The 16,656-nt window shown below is 72.1% G+C and carries 16 protein-coding genes; 13 read left to right on the forward strand and 3 right to left on the reverse strand.

Annotated features, from left to right (window positions below; translation table 11 throughout):
- Window positions 1-160 precede the first annotated feature (160 nt).
- Window positions 161-685, forward strand: a complete 525-nt coding sequence (locus ACIGCK_RS00420; protein WP_396662927.1) for an adenine phosphoribosyltransferase — start codon at window positions 161-163, stop codon at window positions 683-685.
- 12 nt (window positions 686-697) lie between these two features.
- Here the strand turns inward: ACIGCK_RS00420 and hpxO are convergent, their stop codons facing one another.
- Genes hpxO through uraD form a run of 3 tightly spaced genes read right to left on the reverse strand, consistent with a single transcriptional unit; the run spans window position 698 to window position 2,762 of the window.
- Window positions 698-1,891 (reverse strand): FAD-dependent urate hydroxylase HpxO, encoded by a 1,194-nt coding sequence (gene hpxO, locus ACIGCK_RS00425; protein ID WP_330170840.1) that lies wholly within the window; start codon window positions 1,889-1,891, stop codon window positions 698-700.
- A gap of 23 nt (window positions 1,892-1,914) precedes the next feature.
- Entirely contained in the window at window positions 1,915-2,253 is a 339-nt protein-coding gene (uraH, locus tag ACIGCK_RS00430; protein WP_330170841.1) for a hydroxyisourate hydrolase, read from the reverse strand.
- The gene (gene uraD / locus ACIGCK_RS00435; protein ID WP_396662928.1) at window positions 2,250-2,762 is read right to left on the reverse strand and encodes a 2-oxo-4-hydroxy-4-carboxy-5-ureidoimidazoline decarboxylase; all 513 of its coding nucleotides are present in this window, start codon (window positions 2,760-2,762) and stop codon (window positions 2,250-2,252) included. Before uraD ends, uraH begins: the two co-directional genes overlap by 4 nt.
- 82 nt (window positions 2,763-2,844) lie before the next feature.
- Here uraD and allB point away from each other — a divergent pair, with 82 nt between their 5' ends.
- From allB to ACIGCK_RS00495, 12 genes are all read left to right on the forward strand, one after another.
- Window positions 2,845-4,248, forward strand: coding sequence for an allantoinase AllB (allB, locus tag ACIGCK_RS00440; protein ID WP_396662929.1), 1,404 nt, complete (start codon window positions 2,845-2,847; stop codon window positions 4,246-4,248).
- On the forward strand, window positions 4,245-5,450 hold the full coding sequence (locus ACIGCK_RS00445) for an acetamidase/formamidase family protein (protein ID WP_396662930.1): 1,206 nt from the start codon (window positions 4,245-4,247) through the stop codon (window positions 5,448-5,450). Before allB ends, ACIGCK_RS00445 begins: the two co-directional genes overlap by 4 nt.
- Window positions 5,447-7,069: an AtzH-like domain-containing protein gene (locus ACIGCK_RS00450; RefSeq protein WP_396662931.1), complete on the forward strand. Its 1,623-nt coding sequence runs from the start codon at window positions 5,447-5,449 to the stop codon at window positions 7,067-7,069. Before ACIGCK_RS00445 ends, ACIGCK_RS00450 begins: the two co-directional genes overlap by 4 nt.
- On the forward strand, window positions 7,066-8,295 hold the full coding sequence (locus tag ACIGCK_RS00455; RefSeq protein ID WP_396662932.1) for a pyridoxal-phosphate-dependent aminotransferase family protein: 1,230 nt from the start codon (window positions 7,066-7,068) through the stop codon (window positions 8,293-8,295). Before ACIGCK_RS00450 ends, ACIGCK_RS00455 begins: the two co-directional genes overlap by 4 nt.
- Window positions 8,292-9,596 (forward strand): allantoate amidohydrolase, encoded by a 1,305-nt coding sequence (locus ACIGCK_RS00460; protein WP_330170847.1) that lies wholly within the window; start codon window positions 8,292-8,294, stop codon window positions 9,594-9,596. Before ACIGCK_RS00455 ends, ACIGCK_RS00460 begins: the two co-directional genes overlap by 4 nt.
- A 24-nt stretch (window positions 9,597-9,620) precedes the next feature.
- Window positions 9,621-10,994, forward strand: a complete 1,374-nt coding sequence (locus tag ACIGCK_RS00465) for an amidohydrolase family protein (RefSeq protein WP_396662934.1) — start codon at window positions 9,621-9,623, stop codon at window positions 10,992-10,994.
- A gap of 183 nt (window positions 10,995-11,177) precedes the next feature.
- Complete coding sequence (locus ACIGCK_RS00470; protein WP_396662936.1) at window positions 11,178-12,248, forward strand: ABC transporter substrate-binding protein; 1,071 nt, start codon at window positions 11,178-11,180, stop codon at window positions 12,246-12,248.
- A gap of 28 nt (window positions 12,249-12,276) precedes the next feature.
- Window positions 12,277-13,101, forward strand: a complete 825-nt coding sequence (locus ACIGCK_RS00475; protein ID WP_330170850.1) for an ABC transporter ATP-binding protein — start codon at window positions 12,277-12,279, stop codon at window positions 13,099-13,101.
- A complete protein-coding gene (locus ACIGCK_RS00480; RefSeq protein ID WP_396662938.1) occupies window positions 13,091-13,987 on the forward strand; it encodes an ABC transporter permease in 897 nt (298 codons plus the stop codon). Before ACIGCK_RS00475 ends, ACIGCK_RS00480 begins: the two co-directional genes overlap by 11 nt.
- Before the next feature lie 8 nt (window positions 13,988-13,995).
- On the forward strand, window positions 13,996-14,871 hold the full coding sequence (locus ACIGCK_RS00485; RefSeq protein WP_396662940.1) for an ABC transporter permease: 876 nt from the start codon (window positions 13,996-13,998) through the stop codon (window positions 14,869-14,871).
- Between the two features lie 66 nt (window positions 14,872-14,937).
- Entirely contained in the window at window positions 14,938-15,972 is a 1,035-nt protein-coding gene (gene add, locus ACIGCK_RS00490; protein WP_396662941.1) for an adenosine deaminase, read from the forward strand.
- A gap of 9 nt (window positions 15,973-15,981) precedes the next feature.
- Window positions 15,982-16,596, forward strand: a complete 615-nt coding sequence (locus ACIGCK_RS00495; protein WP_396662942.1) for a helix-turn-helix domain-containing protein — start codon at window positions 15,982-15,984, stop codon at window positions 16,594-16,596.
- The last annotated feature ends 60 nt before the right edge of the window (window positions 16,597-16,656 follow it).

Here is a 16,656-nt window from a genome sequence, read left to right on the forward strand (position 1 = left end):
CTGCGCCCCCGGACAATACTCCGGAAAGATGCGGTCGGACGGCTGGTCGGCCGGCGTCGTTCCGCGGGTCGACCGGAGCCGGGCGGCAACGTTGCCGGAGTGTTGTCCCGCCCGCGGCGCCCGCGGGCCCCCGGACCCGCCCGCGGCTAGGGTGAACCCCGTGCCAGAGAACGACGCCCTCGCCCGTGCCGAATCGCTGATCGGCGTCATCCCCGACTACCCGAGCCCCGGCATCCTGTTCCGTGACATCACACCGATGCTGGCCGACGCCGCGGCCCTGCGCGCGTGCATCGGCGCCCTCGTCGAGCCGTTCGCGGGCCGGTTCGACGTCGTCGCCGGCATCGAGGCGCGCGGGTTCCTGCTGGCCGGGGCGGTCGCGGCGGCGGCGGGCGTGGGACTGGTCCCCATCCGCAAGGCGGGCAAGCTGCCGCGGCCGGCCGTCTCGGTCGACTACGCCCTCGAGTACGGCACCGCCACGATCGAGGCCCACGACGACCTGCCCGAGGGATGCCGGGTGCTCCTGCTCGACGACGTGCTCGCCACCGGCGGCACCCTCGCCGCCGCCCAGCGGCTGGTGGGCAGGCTCGGCTGCGTCGTCGGGGGGTCCGCCGTGCTCCTCGAGCTCGACGGGCTCGGCGGTCGCGCGCTCGCCGGCGACGACGTGCACACGCTCTTCCACGCCTGACCGGGGGTCGGCTCAGGTCAGGATGCCGCCGCCCAGGTTCACGGGCGAGTCGACGATGTTGCCGACGATGCCCCGGATGACGCCGCTGCCGTCCTCCGTGCGCAGCTCGTCGTACCAGGCCTGCGTCGCGGCGGGATCGAACGCGTGCGTCTCGAACGCGCGCTTGCGGGCGCGACGCACCAGCTCACCCGCCCGCTCGGCGCGGATCTTCTCGTAGCGCTTCAGCGCATCCGCCACCCCCAGCGTGTTCGTCGCGAAGACGATGCCGAGCGCGAAGCTGTCCTCCAGCGCGGAGCACGCGCCCTGTCCGATGTCGGGCGCGGTGTTGTGCGCCGAGTCGCCGAGGAGCGCCACGCGGCCGTGCACCCATGTGTCGAACGGATCGATGTCCCAGATCTCCACCCGGTTGAAGGATGCCTCGGGGTCGATCGAGTCCAGCAGCGCCCGCACGCCGGGCGCCCAGCCCCCGAACGCCTCGCGCAGCGGGGCGATGCCCTCGGCCCGGTCGTAGGGGACGCCCGCGGGCTGCGGCACGTCGAGGAAGAAGTAGAACCGGTCGCCCGCGACCGGCATGACGGCGCAGCGCTTGCCGTCGGCGACGTAGGTCGTCCACTGGTCGAGCGGGCCGACGGCGGGGTCGGCGGGCACGAGGCCGTTGAAGTTCGTGTAGCCCGAGTAGGTGCGCTCGATCGGGTCGAGCCCGAGGACGCCGGTCAGGTACTCGCGGGTGAAGGAGCGGGCGCCGTCCGCGCCGATGAGCAGGTCGGCGGTGTCGGTCGAGCCGTCGGCGAAGGTGGCGGTGACGCGCTGCCCGTCGTCCTCGATGCCGACCAGCCGCATCGACAGGCGGATGTTCTCGGAGCCGACCCGGTCCATGAGCAGCGCCTGCAGCTCCGCGCGGGCGACGGGGTACGCGCGCTGGCCCGTCTGCGCCGTGACGGGCTCGAGGCTGAAGCGGCACAGCTCCTCGCCCGTGTGGCCGTCGTAGTAGGCCATGTCGTCCATGCGACCGCCGAGGGCGGCGACCTCGTCCGCGAGCCCGAGCCAGTTGAGCACCTTCACGCCGTTGGACCACAGCGACAGCGCCGCACCGACGGGCTTGTTCTCGCGCATCTGGTCGTACACGACGACGTCGTGTCCGAGGCGCTGCAGCGCGATCGCCGCGCTCGTGCCGCCGATTCCGGCGCCGATGACGATGACCTTCATGGGTTTCCTCCGTGCGGGCGGGCTCAGCTGCCGCGGTAGGTCGAGTAGGCGAACGGGCTCAGCAGCAGCGGCACGTGATAGTGCCTGCTGGTGCCGTCGTCCGCGACCTCGACGGTGAAGGTCACGGTGACGTGGGGGTAGAACGAGGCGATGCCCCGTGCCGCGAAGTACGCGCCGGTGGCGAACGTGAGGCTGTAGTCGCCGGACTCCAGCAGCTCCGGGCCGAGGCCGGCCCGCCCGTCCCGATCGGTCGTCGCGCGGGCGATCACCGGCCCGGATGCCGCGGAGAGCGTCACGTCGACAGCGGGCGCCGGCGTTCCCGTCGCGGCGTCGAGGATGTGGGTCGTCAGGTGCGGGGTCATGCGCCCATCCTGTCGTCGCGGACGGCCGAGCGCAGGCGCAGCACCGCGATCTCGCCCAGCTGCGCCGCCGCCTCGCGCCACTCCGCGTCGGGGTCGGCGGTGAGACGCCGCTCGAGCTCGGCGAGCATCTCGTGAGGGGAGCGGCCGGCCGCGCGGATGAGGAAGACGCGGCCGAACCGCCGTTCGTAGGCGGCGTTGCCCGCCGCGATCCGTGCCGTGACGCCGGCGTCGGCGCCGGTCATGGACGCCTGCTCGCCGCGGGATGCCTGGGCCTCCGCGCCCGACCCGGCCGGCTTCTCGCCGATGCGGGGGTGGTGCGCGAGGGCGGCGTCGAGGTCCGTCTCGGACCATGTCGCGGCCAGTCCGGCGGCGCGTGCCGCGAGCTCGTCGACCGATCCGTAGGGGCGGGCGGCGAGGATGCCGTCGACGAAGGAGGGCACATCGGCCCACACCCGCACGAGGGCGGCGGCCTCCGCGGCATCCGCCGTGTTGAATTGCGTCAGGAGCACCCGGCCACGCTAGCGCCGGGACGTTTCCCGAATGTTGCTGTGAGTAACATCCGGGAAACGCGGGGGCCCTACCGTGGGGGCCATGACCGCACTCCCCGACGCCCCGCGGGCGTTCGCCGCTCGCCGCGTCTGGATCGACGGTGTCTTCCGCCCGGCCCTCCTGCGCATCGAGGACGGGCGCATCGCCGCGATCGACCCCCTCGACCCGGCTGCGGCCCTCCCCGACGGGTTCGACGTCGTCGCGCTGCCCGACGAGGCGGTGCTCCTGCCGGGTCTGGTCGATTCGCACGTGCACCTCGACGAGCCCGGCCGCACGGAATGGGAGGGCTTCGAGACGGGGACGGCGGCGGCCGCCGCGGCAGGCATCACGACGATCGTCGACATGCCGCTCAACAGCGATCCCGTCACGACGACCGTGGCGGCGCTCGCCATCAAGCGGGAGGCGACGCGCGGCAAGCTCGCGGTCGACGTCGCCTACTGGGGCGGCGCGGTGCCCGAGAACCTCGGCTCCCTCGCCGCGCTCGCCGCCGCCGGGGTAGTGGGGTTCAAGTGCTTCCTCTCGCCCTCGGGCATCGACGAGTTCGGCAACCTCGACGCCGCGCATCTCGAGGCGGCGCTCGCCGAGATCGCGGCCTTCGACGGCCTGCTGATCGTGCACGCGGAGGACCCCGCGCACCTGCACGGCGACGGTGCCCTCGGTCCGTACTACGACACCTTCCTCGCGACCCGCCCGCCCGAGAGCGAGCGCGAGGCCATCCGGCGCGTGATCGACGCCGCGCGACGCACGGGAGCGAGAGCGCACGTCGTGCACGTCAGCGACGCCGGCTCGCTCGCCGACGTGCGCGCGGCGAAGGCGGAGGGCGTGCGCCTGAGCATCGAGACCTGCCCCCACTACCTCACCCTCGCCTCGGACGACGTGCCGGACGCCGCGGCCGAGTTCAAGTGCTGCCCCCCGATCCGGGACGCCGCCAACCAGGACCTGCTCTGGCAGGGCGTGGTCGACGGCACGATCGACGCGATCGTCAGCGATCACTCGCCCTCCACCGCCGAGATGAAGAACCAGGGCGGCGGGGACTTCGGGCTGGCGTGGGGCGGCATCTCGGGGCTGCAGACCGGGTTCGCGTCGGTGTGGACCGAGGCGAAGCGGCGCGGCATCCCTCTCGCGGCGCTCCTGCCGCTGTTCACGACGGGGCCCGCGAAGGTGGCGGGGCTCGCCGGGGCGGGGACGATCGCCGTCGGCGGCCCCGCCCACCTGGCGGTCTTCGCCCCCGAGGAGGGCTTCACGGTGGATGCCGCGGCCCTCGAATACCGAAACAAGATGTCGCCGTGGCACGGGCGCGCCCTCGTGGGGGTCACGGAGGCGACGTATCTCGCGGGCCGGCGCGTCTTCGCCCGCGGTCGGGGCGTGCTGGCCCGCGGCGGGCGGGAGATCCTGAGCGCAGAAGCGGCCGTCGCCGCGACCGACGTCGACGAGGAGGTCGTGTGAGCATCACCATCCTGCAGCCCGGCACGGGAGAGGTCCCCGGCGACCACTACCTGCGCGCGTCCGCGGAGACCGTCCACTGGGGCCGCCTGCCCTGCGCGCGGGATGCCGCGGTGCTGGAGATCGCCGCGGGCGAGACCGTCACGATCGACACCGTGAGCCACGAGGGGATCCTCGAGGACCAGGGCAAGGATCCGCTGGCCTACTTCACCGGCAAGGGCGTGCCCGCGGCATCCGTCCTCTCCGACGCGATCGAGATCGCGCGGGAGCTCGCCCGGGACACGCTCGCCGACGGCCCGCACGTCGTGACGGGGCCGATCCGGGTGGCGGGGGCGATGCCCGGCGACCTTCTCAAGATCACGGTGGTGCGGCTGCAGCCGCGCGTGCCGTACGGCGTGATCTCGAACCGGCACGGCAAGGGAGCGCTCGTGGGGGAGCTGCCCCGCGGCGAGCACAACGTCAGCGTCTTCACGCCCGTCGAGGAACGGGAGGGGCGCCTCGTCGGCGTGCTCCCGGTGACGGAGGGAGGCCCCGGCGTGGTCGAGTTCCCCCTCGCGCCGTTCCTCGGCACGATGGGCGTCGCCGTCGCGGGCGATCAGCGCCCGCACTCCGTGCCCCCCGGCGAGCACGGCGGCAACATCGACATCAACCTGCTGGTCGAGGGCAGCGTGCTGTACCTGCCCGTGCAGGTCGAGGGCGCGCTGGCGTACGTCGGCGACCCGCACTTCGCGCAGGGCGACGGCGAGGTCGCGCTCACGGCGCTCGAGGCATCCCTGCGCGCGACGCTGCGCTTCGAGGTCGTGCCGCGCGAGGAGGCGCTCGCCGAGTTCGGCGCGTTCACCGGCCCCCTGGTGCGCACCGACGAGTACCTCGTGCCGACGGGGCTCGACCCCGACCTCGGCGAGGCGATGCGCCGCTGCGTGCGGGCGGCGATCTCGCTCATCCGCGCCCGCTGGGGGCTCGACGAGCACCTCGCCTACGCGTACCTGAGCGCCGCGACCGACTTCGACATCTCGCAGGTCGTCGACATCGTGTGCGGCGTGCACGCCCGCATCCGCGAGGCCGACTTCGCGGGCGTCGAGCGCACGGGGCATCCGTCCGCCGACTCGCTGGGAACAGGAGATCGTGCGGGCACAGGAGAAACCCCGGCGGATTCTCCTGTCTCCGGCGGATCGCCTGCTCCGGGGCGGGAGGACGCGCGATGACGGATGCCGCGGCCCGCGGCGCGGAGACGGTCCCGGCCGACCTGCTGCAGGCGTTCGAGGCCTACGAGCGGGCGATCATGGCGAACGACCTCGACGCGCTCGACGCGGCCTTCGCGCCCGGCGAGGGCACGATGCGCGGGGATGCCGCGGGCCTGCTCGTCGGCCACGACGCGATCAGCGCCTTCCGCGGCGTGCGAGGGGGAGTGCCGCCGCGATCGATCGAGCGGATCGAGCGCCGCGAGCTCGCCCCGGATGTCGCGCTGCTCGTGTCGATATCGCGGTACGCGGGCGGGGGCACCGGCCTGCAGACGCAGATCTGGCAGCGGATCGAGGGCCGGTGGCTCATCACCGCCGCGCACGTGACCCCGCGGGCCCAGGCGCTCGACCGGTCGGTGTGGCGCACCGTCGGCGACCCGCTCTTCCAGGGCGCGTGGGAGGGCCCGCTCGAGGGCCTGACGGTCGCCGTCAAGGACCTCTTCGCGATCAAGGGCTACCGCATCGGCGCCGGCAACCCCACCTATCTCGACTCCGCGCGCGCCGAGACGACCACCGCCGCGGCGGTCTCCGACCTGCTGCGCGCGGGGGCCTCCCTGCGGGGCATCGCGCGCACCGACGAGTTCGCCTACTCCGTCGCGGGCGACAACGCCCACTACGGCACGCCCCCCAACGTGGCGCTGCCGGGGGCCCTGCCCGGCGGCTCGTCGAGCGGCCCGGCGTCGGCCGTCGCCACGGGGCAGGCGCAGATCGGCCTCGCGACCGACACTGCCGGTTCCATCCGCGTCCCGGCGTCGTATCAGGGTCTGTGGGGCCTGCGCACGACCCACGGGCTCGTGCCCCGGCAGGGGCTGCTCCCCCTCGCGCAGACGTTCGACACGATCGGGTGGCTCACGCGCGACGGCGAGACGCTGCAGAAGGTCGTCGACTGGTGCCTCAGCTACGACGGCTCGGAGTCGACCGAGAGCGTCTTCGGGGAGTCGGGGCGCGACCTGCCGTGGAGCTTCGCCGTCCCCGCCGAGGCGCGCGACTCGCTCGAGCCGCAGACGCGCGAGGCGTTCGACGCGTTCGTCGAGGCGCTGCGCGCCGGGCCCGACGCGCCCGAGGTGGCCGCGGCATCCCTCGGCGATCTCGACGAGTACCTCGCCGCGTTCCGCGCGGTGCAGGGCGCGGAGGCCTGGCGCAACAACGGCGAGTGGCTGCGGGAGCATCCCGGCGCCGTCGGGCCGGCCGTGGCCGAGCGGTTCCGCATCGCCTCGGAGGTGACCGCCGACGCCGAGTCGGGCGCACGCACCGCGGTCGAGTCGCTCCGAGAGCGGATGCACGACGCGACCCGCGACACCGTCCTGATCATGCCGACCGTGCCCGGTCCCGCACCGATGCGCACGCACCGCGGCGAGCGCGTCGACGCGGTGCGCACGGCGACGCTGCGCATGACGACGCCCGCGGCGATCGGGGGCATGCCCGCGATCTCGATCCCGCTCCTGACCGTGCCCTCGACGCTCGGCCCCGCTCCCGTGGGCGTCAGCCTCATCTCGCGCGCGGGCACCGATATCGCCCTCGTCCGCCTCGCGCGCCGCCTCGTGCGCGCGGCGGCCCCCCTCCCTCCGAAGGACCCCGCATGACCCTCCTCCCCGGCCCCATCGACCCGCCCGCCCGCCTGCTCATGGGCCCCGGGCCGATCTCGGCCTACCCGAGCGTGCTCACCGCGATGTCGGCGCAGCTGGTGGGCCAGTACGACCCCTTCATGACCGGGGCGATGGCCGAGACGCAGGAGCTGTACCGCCGGATCTGGGCGACCCGGAACGACGCGACGCTGCTCATCGACGGCACCTCGCGCGCCGGCATCGAGGCGGCGATGATCTCGCTCGTCCGCCCCGGCGACCGTGTGCTCGTGCCCGTCTTCGGCCGCTTCGGGCATCTTCTGGCCGAGATCGCCGAGCGCGCGATGGCGGAGGTGCACACGATCGAGGTGCCGTGGGGGCAGGTCTTCACCCCCGCCGCGATCGAAGAGGCGATCGTGCGCGTCAGGCCTCACCTGCTGGGTCTCGTGCAGGGCGACACGTCGACGACGATGCTGCAGCCGCTCGACGAGATCGGCGCGATCTGCGACCGGCACGGCGTGCTGTTCTACTCCGATGCCACCGCCTCGCTCGGCGGCAACCCCTTCGAGGCGGATGCCTGGGGCCTGGATGCCGCGACGGCCGGGCTCCAGAAGTGCCTCGGCGGGCCCTCGGGCTCGGCCCCGATCACGCTCTCGGAGCGCGCCGTGGAGATCATCCGGTCGCGCAAGAAGATCGAGGCGGGCATCCGCGAGCCGGGCGACGAGGACGCGCCCGACTTCGTGCGCTCCAACTACTTCGACCTCGGCATGATCCTCGACTACTGGGGCCCGCGTCGCCTGAACCACCACACCGAGGCCACGTCGATGCTCTACGGCGCGCGCGAGTGCGCCCGCGTGCTGCTGGGCGAGGGCCGCGACGCCGTCATCGAGCGGCACGTGCTGCACGGCGAGGCGATGCTCGCCGGCGTGCGGGGGCTGGGACTGGTCGTCTTCGGCGATGTCGCGCACAAGATGTCGAACGTCGTCGCCGTCGAGATCCCGGAGGGGGTCGCGGGGGATGCCGCGCGACAGGCCATGCTCGAGGACTTCGGCATCGAGATCGGCACCTCGTTCGGGCCCCTCCACGGCCGCGTCTGGCGCATCGGCACGATGGGCTACAACGCCCGCAAGGACGCCGTGCTGACGACCCTCGCGGCGCTCGAGCAGGTGCTGCGCCGCTTCGGCGCGAAGGTCCCCGCCGGGGGCGGCGTCGAGGCGGCGCTCGACGTCTACGCGGGGGCGCGATGATCCGCACCCTGCTCGAGGACCTCACCCCCGACCGCGTCGCGGCCGCCGCGCGGCGCGTCATGGCGCGGTGCGACGAGCTCGCACGCGTCACGGCGACGCCCGGCGGGATCGAGCGGGTCTACCTCTCCACCGAGCACGCGCGGGTGAACCGCCTCGCGGCGGAGTGGATGCGCGAGGTCGGCATGTCCACACGGCAGGACGCGGCCGGAAACCAGATCGGCCGGCTCGCGGCATCCGACCGCGACGCGCCCGCGCTCATGCTCGGCTCGCACCTGGACACCGTGCCCGACGCGGGACGCTTCGACGGCATCGTCGGCGTGCTGATGGCGCTCGAGGTCGTCCGGCTGCTGCGCGTTCCGGCGCCCGTCGGGGAAGGCAGCCTGTCGCCCCTCCCGTTCGCGCTCGAGGTCATCGCCTTCTCCGACGAGGAGGGCACGCGCTTCGGCAAGGCCCTGCTGGGCTCGTCGGCCGTCGCCGGCACGTGGGACGAGGACTGGTGGCAGCTGACGGATGCCGACGGCATCACGCTGCGTCAGGCGTTCCTGGAGTTCGGCCTCGACCCCGGTCGCGTGGGCGAGGCCGCACGCCGGCCCGAGCAGCTCGTGGGGTACCTGGAGGCCCACATCGAGCAGGGGCCCGAGCTCGACCGTCGGGGGGAGTCGCTCGCCGTCGTCTCGTCCATCGCGAGCGCCCGACGCTTCCAGCTCGTCGTCGAGGGCGAGGCCCGGCACGCCGGTGGCACCCCCTACGACATGCGCCGCGACGCCCTGCTCGGGGCGAGCGAGGCCGCACTCGCGGTGGAGCGGATCTGCTCGGGCGAGCACCACGTCATCGGCACGGTCGGCCAGCTCGAGGCCTTCCCCGGCGCGGTCAACATCGTGCCGGGCGAGGCGCGCTTCAGCCTCGATCTGCGCGGCGAGTTCGACGAGTCCCGCGACCGCGTGTGGAGCGCGATCTCGCGCGACCTCGACGCGGTCATGGGCCGGCGCGGACTGCGCTGGCGCGCGCGCGAGGTGCACAACGCCCCCGCCGTGATGTGCGCCCCGCTGCTGCAGGACGTCGTGCGAGAAGGCATCCGCGGCGCCCTGCCGGAGGCGCCCGGCGACCCCGCGACGCTGTTCAGCCCCGCGGGGCACGACGGCATGTCGATGGGCGCGATCACCGGCGTCGGGATGCTCTTCCTGCGCAATCCCGACGGCATCAGCCACCACCCCGACGAGGCGGTGAGCGCCGGGGACGTGGCCCTCGGCATCCGCGCCCTCGCCGAGTCCGTGCTCCACCTGGGCGCCGAGCCCCGCTGAGAACCCCTCACCCGTTAGGAACCCATGTCTCTCCTCGTCATCAACGCACGCCTCATCACGATCCCGACCGGCAGCGACGACCCCGGCTACATCGAGCGCGGGTGGATGCGCGTCGAGGACGGCCGCATCGCCGGGATCGGTGCGGGAGACCCGGGAGATGCGACCGCCGACGAGGTGCTCGACGTCGACGGCGCGTTCGTCGCCCCCGGCTTCGTCTCGAGCCACAGCCACCTGTTCACGAGCGGCCTGCGCGGCCTCGGCGTCGCCGACACCCTCTACGGCTGGTGCGACTCGATGCTCGGCATGACCGCCCACGCGACGCCGGAGGACGTCTACTGGTCGACGCTGCACGGCGCCCTCGACTTCCTCGGCAACGGCGTCACGACCGCCTACAACTTCACCGATCCGCAGCAGGCGTGGGAATCGATGGTCGACGGCAAGCGCGTCGGCGACGCGCCCCTGCGCGGCACCGAGTACCACACGCGTCAGGCCGACGGATGCCTGGATTCCGGCATCCGCTTCGTCGACTCGATCGGCATGGACGTCACCGCGGGGACGGATGACGAGATCTTCGCGCGCTTCGAGGCATCCGTCGCCCACACCCGCGCCATGGACCCGGACTTCGCGCTCGGCGCCTCGATCATGGGCCAGGTGCAGTGGTCGCCCCGGCCCGAGGCGGCCGAGATCGAGGTCGAGGCGATGCGGCGGTTCGGCGTGACCAACCAGGCTCACTTCCTCGAGTCGCCAGAGGCCGTGCCGCTGCAGCAGTCGAAGTTCGCGCTGTACCGGGATGCCGGGGCCCTCGGCGAGGGCATGATGTTCGGCCACTTCATCCAGACGACCCCCGAGATCATCGAACAGGCCGCCGCGGGCGGCGCCTCGATGTCCTGGCAGCCCGCCTCGAACGGGCGCCTCGCCTCCGGTACGGCGCTCGTGCCCGAGATGATCGCGATGGGCATGAAGGTCGGCATCGGGCTCGACGACCAGGCCTGCACCGACGTCTCCGACCCGTGGCAGAACATGCGCATGGGCATCGCGATGCAGCGGGCGCGAACGAAGGACCCGCTGTCGATGATGCCCGAGCTCGTGCTGCGTCTGCACACGCTGGGCTCGGCCGAGATCATGGGCGTCGCCGACCGCGTCGGCAGCCTCGAGGTGGGCAAGTTCGCCGACTTCGTCGTGGTCGATCCCCGCCGCCCCGACGTGGGCCCCCTGTGGCATCCCGTGCGCAGCTACGTGCTGTCGATGAGCCTGCGGAACCTGCTCGGCGTCTACGTCGGCGGCGAGCTCGTCTCGCGGGCGGGGGAGTCCATGAATCCGCTGGCCGCCGAGGCATCCGCCCGCATCCACGCCGACCTGCCCGCGGTCGCCGAGCGTCGGGGGCGCCACCCGCACTGACTCGCCGCTGGGCCGCGCGTCCGTTCGCGCAACGGCGGGGCCGAAGGTGTAACGGCGCCGAAACATCCGGCCAGTGTTCGTGAAATCTACATCCCATACCGTCGGAGGCGTCGCTCACCGCCGAGGCCGTGGGCCGTGGCGACATACCCGAGTGCACACACCGTCCTGATGGAGACACAGCACATGACCTTCTTCGCATCCTCGCGTCGCCGCTTCGCGGCCGCAGGCGCCGGCATCGCCGTCGCCGCCCTCGCTCTGACCGCCTGCGCGGGCGGCAGCGGCTCCGAGACCTCCGAATCGCCCGCCGGCGAGGAGGGCTACGGCGACCTCACCCTCCAGCTCAGCTGGATCCTCAACGAGGAGTTCGCCGGCGAGTACTTCGCCGACTCGAACGGCTACTTCGACGAGGCGGGCTTCAGCTCGGTCAACCTCGTGCCCGGCCCGTCCACCGGTGTCGCCGAGCTCGTCTCCGGCACCGCCGACATCGCGCTCAGCGACTCCGTCTCGATCGGCTCCGCCGTCGCGAACGAGGGCGCGCCCCTCAAGATCATCGGCGCCACGTTCCAGTCCAACCCCTTCACGATCCTCTCGCTCGCCGACGGCGGCGACATCGCCACGCCGGAGGACCTCATCGGCAAGCGCATCGGCGTGCAGGACTCCAACACGACGCTCTTCAACGCGCTGCTGGCGGCCAACGACATCGACCCGTCCGAGCTGACGATCGTCCCCGTCCAGTACGACCCGGCCCCGCTGGTCAACGGCGAGGTCGACGGATTCGTGGCGTACTTGACGAACGAGGCCATCTCCGTCGAGATGGAGGGTCTGGACACGACGAACCTCGCGTTCGCGGAGAACGGCCTGCCGTTCGTCGCCGAGACCTTCACCGTCACCGACGAGCAGATCGCGAACAACCGAGAGATGCTCAAGGCGTTCCTCGTCGCCGAGATCAAGGGCTGGACCGACGCGCTCGCCGACCCGCAGGCCGCCGCCGACCTGGCGATCGAGACCTACGGCGCCGACCTCGACCTCGATCCGGCGAAGACCCTCGCCGGTGCCGAGGCGCAGAACCTCCTGATCGTCTCGGACGAGACCGAGGCCAACGGCCTGTTCACCATTTCGGAGGAGCTGCAGGCCATGACGATCGCGAGCCTCGCTGGCGCGGGCGTCGAGATCGAGGCCGGCGACCTGTTCGACCTCAGCCTCCTCGCCGAGGTCTACGAAGAGAACCCGGACCTCATCGCCTACGCGGGCTGAGCTCCCCACCTCGATCGAGAGAATCACTGTGACCGATACGGCCACCCAGACCGGTGCCCAGGGGACGACCCTGGGCACCGGCCTGCAGATCACCGGACTGAACAAGGTCTTCAGCGTGGGACGCAAGAGCGTCGTCGCGCTGCAGGATGCCGACCTCCACACCGAGCAGGGCAGCTTCCTGGCGCTGCTCGGCCCCTCGGGCTGCGGCAAGTCGACCATCCTGCGCATCCTCGCGGGCCTGGAGGACCCCACCAGCGGCACGACGCGCGTGGACGGCAAGAGCCCGAAGGAGCTCCGAAGGGGCAACGAGCTGGGCATCGCCTTCCAGGACTCGGCGCTGCTGCCCTGGCGCAGCGTGCAGTCCAACATCCAGCTGCCCTTCGAAGTCGCGGGCAAGCCCGTCGACAAGGAGTACGTGCGCGAGATGATCGCGCTCGTGGGCCTGACCGGCTTCGAGAAGGCCAAGCCCGCGCAGCTGTCGGGAGGCATGCGCCAGCGCGTCTCGATCGCGCGTTCGCTCATCATGAAGCCCTCCGTCCTGCTCTTCGACGAGCCCTTCGGCGCGCTCGATGACATGACCCGCCAGAAGCTCAACCTCGAGCTCCTGCGCATCTGGACCGAGAAGCCGGCCACGACCCTCCTCGTCACGCACGGCATCTCGGAGGCGATCTTCCTCTCCGACCAGGTCGCCGTCATGAGCCCCCGCCCCGGTCGCATCAAGGAGGTCATGACGATCGACCTCCCCCGTCCTCGCACCCCGGAGATGATGCGGAGCCCGGAGTTCCACGCCTACGTGGACCAGGCCTCCGAACTGCTCTTCGGCGTCGGAGGCGCCGCCGCGGATGACCACTGACGTGGCGGAGAAGGGCACGGATGCCGCATCGGGCTCACCCGGGCCCGGTCCCGAGACCGGCTCGGGCAAGGCCCGCGGCATCCAGTGGGAGGACGTGCGTCTTCCCGCCTGGGTGACCGGCCTCATCGGCGGCGTCGGCATCATCGCCGCGTGGTGGATCCTCGCGGCCACGGTCTTCTCCAACGTCGGTCCCGGAGGGGTGCAGGCGATCCCGACCCCGCCCCAGGTGATCATCGAGTTCGCCGACACGGGGTGGGAGTTCTACGTCAAGAACTTCAGCGTCACGCTCGCGGAGGCGGGCATCGGATACCTGTGGGGCAACGGCCTCGCGCTCGTGCTGGCCGCGCTCGTGCTGATCGTCCCGCGCCTGGAGGGCGTCGTGATGCAGATCGCGATCATCACCTATTGCATCCCGATCGTCGCCCTCGGCCTGCTGCTCTCCGTCATCGTCCCGATCCCGACGGCCGGCCAGCCCTCGACCACCGCGATCTTCCTCGCTGCGCTCAGCTGCTTCTTCACCACCGTCGTCGGTGCGCTGCTCGGCCTCAAGGCGGCCGACAGATCCAGCCTCGACCTCGTCACCGTCTACGGCGGGTCGCGCCTGACGCAGCTGCGCAAGGTGCGGCTCATCGCCTCGCTGCCCGCCATCCTCAACGCCCTGCAGATCGCGGTCCCGGCCGCGTTCCTCGGCGCCGTCCTGGGGGAGTTCTTCGGCAAGGTCACCCTCGGGGTTGGCCCCGCCATGATCGCCGCCCAGCAGGCCCTCAACTCCGCCCGTGTCTGGGACATCGCGCTGGCCTCGGGTGCCGTCGCGCTCGCCGGCTACGGCCTGCTCGGGCTCGTCTCCCGGGCGATCGCGCCCTGGTCGAAGGGAGCCTCGAAGTGACCGCGCTCATGACAAGCCCGCAGCCCACGGCATCCACGTCCGCGTCGTCCGCGACGCAGCCCCTCGATGCCGAGATGCGCCGCGAAGTGCGCCGGGCCACCCTGCGCGCGCTCGGCCGGAGCGTCCTCACGTTCGTGCTGACGATGGTCGCCGTCGTGGTGATCTGGGTCGGCTCGCTCTGGGCGTTCCAGATCTCGCCGTACGTCGGCAAGGGTCCCATCGACGTGTGGAACTTCCTCGTCACGGTCCCGGCCGCCGAGGCCAACCGCGAGCAGATGTTCGGCCAGCTCTGGGCGACCCTCGGGCACGCGTTCGTCGGCTTCATCGCGGGGCTCGTCGTGGCGCTGATCGTCGCGATGGTGTTCCAGCTCAGCAAGGGCGTCGAGCACGCGCTCATGCCTCTCGCGATGCTGCTGCGTTCCGTGCCGCTCGTCGCGATGGCGCCCGTCATCATCCTGATCTTCGGGCGCGACTTCGTGTCCGTTGCCGTCATCGGCGGCATCGTGGTGCTCTTCCCGGCGCTCGTGAACATCGTCTTCGGCCTCAAGACCGCCTCGCCTCAGATGAACGACCTGGTGACCGTCTACGGAGGATCCTCGTGGACGCGCCTGCGCAAGGTGGCGCTGCCCAGCTCGCTGCCCGAGTTCTTCGCCGCCGTGCGCATCTCGGTGCCCGGCGCGATCACGGGCGCGCTCCTCGCCGAGTGGCTCGCGGTCGGCGGCGGCATCGGCGGGGCGGTGGGCGGCTACATCGCCGGCGCGCAGTTCAGCGCCGTGTGGACCGCCGTCGTGCTCGTCACCGGCACGGCGCTGATCCTCTACAACCTCGTGCAGATCGTCGAGTCGGTCGCCCTCGCCCGCATGGGCATGGCGGACCGCGCCTGACGACGGGATGCCGCGCCCGCGCGCGCGGCGGCATCCTCCCCGTCGTCCCTCCCCGAAAGGACCCCCATGACCGTCGACCTCGTGTCCTTCGCCCACGGCCTCCCGAAGGCGGAACTGCACCTGCACCTGGAGGGAACGCTCGAGCCCGAGCTGAAGTTCGCCCTCGCCGCGCGCAACGGCATCGACCTGGCGGAGAAGACCGTCGAGGAGGTGCGGGCGACCTACGACTTCACCGACCTGACGAGCTTCCTCGCCGTGTACTACCCCGCGATGCGGGTGCTCGTCACCCCCGACGACTTCCACGACCTCGCCTGGGCGTACCTGCAGAGGGCGCACGCGCAGGGGGTCGTCCACGCCGAGATGTTCTTCGACCCGCAGGCCCACACGAGCCGCGGAGTCCCGTTCGACGACGTGATCGCGGGCTACCGCCGCGCCGTCGTGCGTGCCGAGCGCGAGCTCGGGGTGAGCGCGGAGCTCATCATGTGCTTCCTCCGGGATTTCTCGGCGGAGTACGCGATGGCGACCCTCATGGACGCCGTGAGGTACAAGTCATGGATCGTCGGGGTCGGCCTCGACTCCGACGAGCGCGACCACCCGCCGGCCAAGTTCGCGGAGGTCTTCGCGCGCGCCCGGCAGGAGGGGTTCCTGCTCACGATGCACTGCGACATCGATCAGGTGGGTTCGATCGACAACATCCGCTCCGTGCTGAACCAGATCGAGGTCGACCGCATCGACCACGGCACGAACATCGTCGAGGACCCCTCCCTCGTGGCCCTCGCCAAGGAGCGCGGCCTCGGGTTCACCACGTGCCCCGTGTCGAACTCCTTCGTCACCGAGCAGATGAAATCGGACGAGATCGTCGCGCTCCTGCGCCAGGGCGTCAAGGTCACGGTCAACTCCGACGATCCCGCCTATTTCGGGGCCTACGTGGGCGACAACTACGTCGCCCTCGCCCAGAAGGCGGGGCTGGCGGCATCCGACCTCGTTCAGCTCGCGATCAACTCCTTCGAAGCCTCGTGGCTCACCCCGGCCCGCCGTGCCGCCTTCGTCGCGGCGGTCGAGGACTACGCACGCGCCGAAGGCGTCACGGTCGCCGCCTGAGGCGCAATCATGACGGCCACCATCGTCGAGGACGCCGCCGCCGGCGACGCGGCGGCGAGCCGGCGGCTGGGTGCCTGCATTCGGCAGCTCCGGCAGCGACGAGGGCTCACCCTCGTCAGGCTCGCCGAAGCCACCGGCCTGTCGCATCCGTTCCTCAGCCAGCTCGAGCGGGGGCTCGCGCAGCCGAGCCTGTCGTCGCTGCGACGGATAGCGGTGGCGCTGCAGACGAGCCCGATCGAGCTCATCGCCGCCGCCGACGCGCCAGACGGGGATACCGAGGCGGTGGAGGTGCACCGCCGCGGGGAGACCGCTCTCGACGCGTCGTTCGCGTCGGGGTCGGCCCGCATGCTCGCGCACGGTCGGCGCGCGATCCACCCCCTGGAGGTCTCGGGCGACCAGACCGAGCCCGGCGAGACCTTCGTCCACGGCGAGGACGAGTTCCTCTACGTCGTCGAGGGGGAGGTGTGCGTCGAGCTCGACGGGACGCAGCGGTGCCTGCGTCCGGGCGACTCCGTCTACTACGCCGGCGGTGTCTCGCACCGGTGGTGGTCGGCGGGCGGCGCGTCGTACCGCCTCGTCGTGGTCAAGCAGGGGCCGGCTCTGCCGCGATGGGAGGGCGGGTGATCGGCAGGGCGGATGACGGCGCGCCTGCGCGCCGACCCCCGTGCCCGCTTCCTCGCCCTC

This window comes from Microbacterium sp. NPDC078428 (assembly GCF_044542535.1).
In the GTDB taxonomy this organism is placed as follows: domain Bacteria; phylum Actinomycetota; class Actinomycetes; order Actinomycetales; family Microbacteriaceae; genus Microbacterium; species Microbacterium limosum.

What these genes read in the sequence shown, in the direction of transcription:
- hpxO (WP_330170840.1), bottom strand. Translation starts at nt 1,891, where the DNA reads ATGAAGGTCATCGTCATCGGCGCCGGAATCGGCGGCACGAGCGCGGCG.
- uraH (WP_330170841.1), bottom strand. Translation starts at nt 2,253, where the DNA reads ATGACCCCGCACCTGACGACCCACATCCTCGACGCCGCGACGGGAACG.
- allB (WP_396662929.1), top strand. Translation starts at nt 2,845, where the DNA reads ATGACCGCACTCCCCGACGCCCCGCGGGCGTTCGCCGCTCGCCGCGTC.
- ACIGCK_RS00450 (WP_396662931.1), top strand. Translation starts at nt 5,447, where the DNA reads ATGACGGATGCCGCGGCCCGCGGCGCGGAGACGGTCCCGGCCGACCTG.
- ACIGCK_RS00455 (WP_396662932.1), top strand. Translation starts at nt 7,066, where the DNA reads ATGACCCTCCTCCCCGGCCCCATCGACCCGCCCGCCCGCCTGCTCATG.
- ACIGCK_RS00460 (WP_330170847.1), top strand. Translation starts at nt 8,292, where the DNA reads ATGATCCGCACCCTGCTCGAGGACCTCACCCCCGACCGCGTCGCGGCC.
- ACIGCK_RS00465 (WP_396662934.1), top strand. Translation starts at nt 9,621, where the DNA reads ATGTCTCTCCTCGTCATCAACGCACGCCTCATCACGATCCCGACCGGC.
- ACIGCK_RS00470 (WP_396662936.1), top strand. Translation starts at nt 11,178, where the DNA reads ATGACCTTCTTCGCATCCTCGCGTCGCCGCTTCGCGGCCGCAGGCGCC.
- ACIGCK_RS00480 (WP_396662938.1), top strand. Translation starts at nt 13,091, where the DNA reads ATGACCACTGACGTGGCGGAGAAGGGCACGGATGCCGCATCGGGCTCA.
- ACIGCK_RS00485 (WP_396662940.1), top strand. Translation starts at nt 13,996, where the DNA reads ATGACAAGCCCGCAGCCCACGGCATCCACGTCCGCGTCGTCCGCGACG.
- add (WP_396662941.1), top strand. Translation starts at nt 14,938, where the DNA reads ATGACCGTCGACCTCGTGTCCTTCGCCCACGGCCTCCCGAAGGCGGAA.
- ACIGCK_RS00495 (WP_396662942.1), top strand. Translation starts at nt 15,982, where the DNA reads ATGACGGCCACCATCGTCGAGGACGCCGCCGCCGGCGACGCGGCGGCG.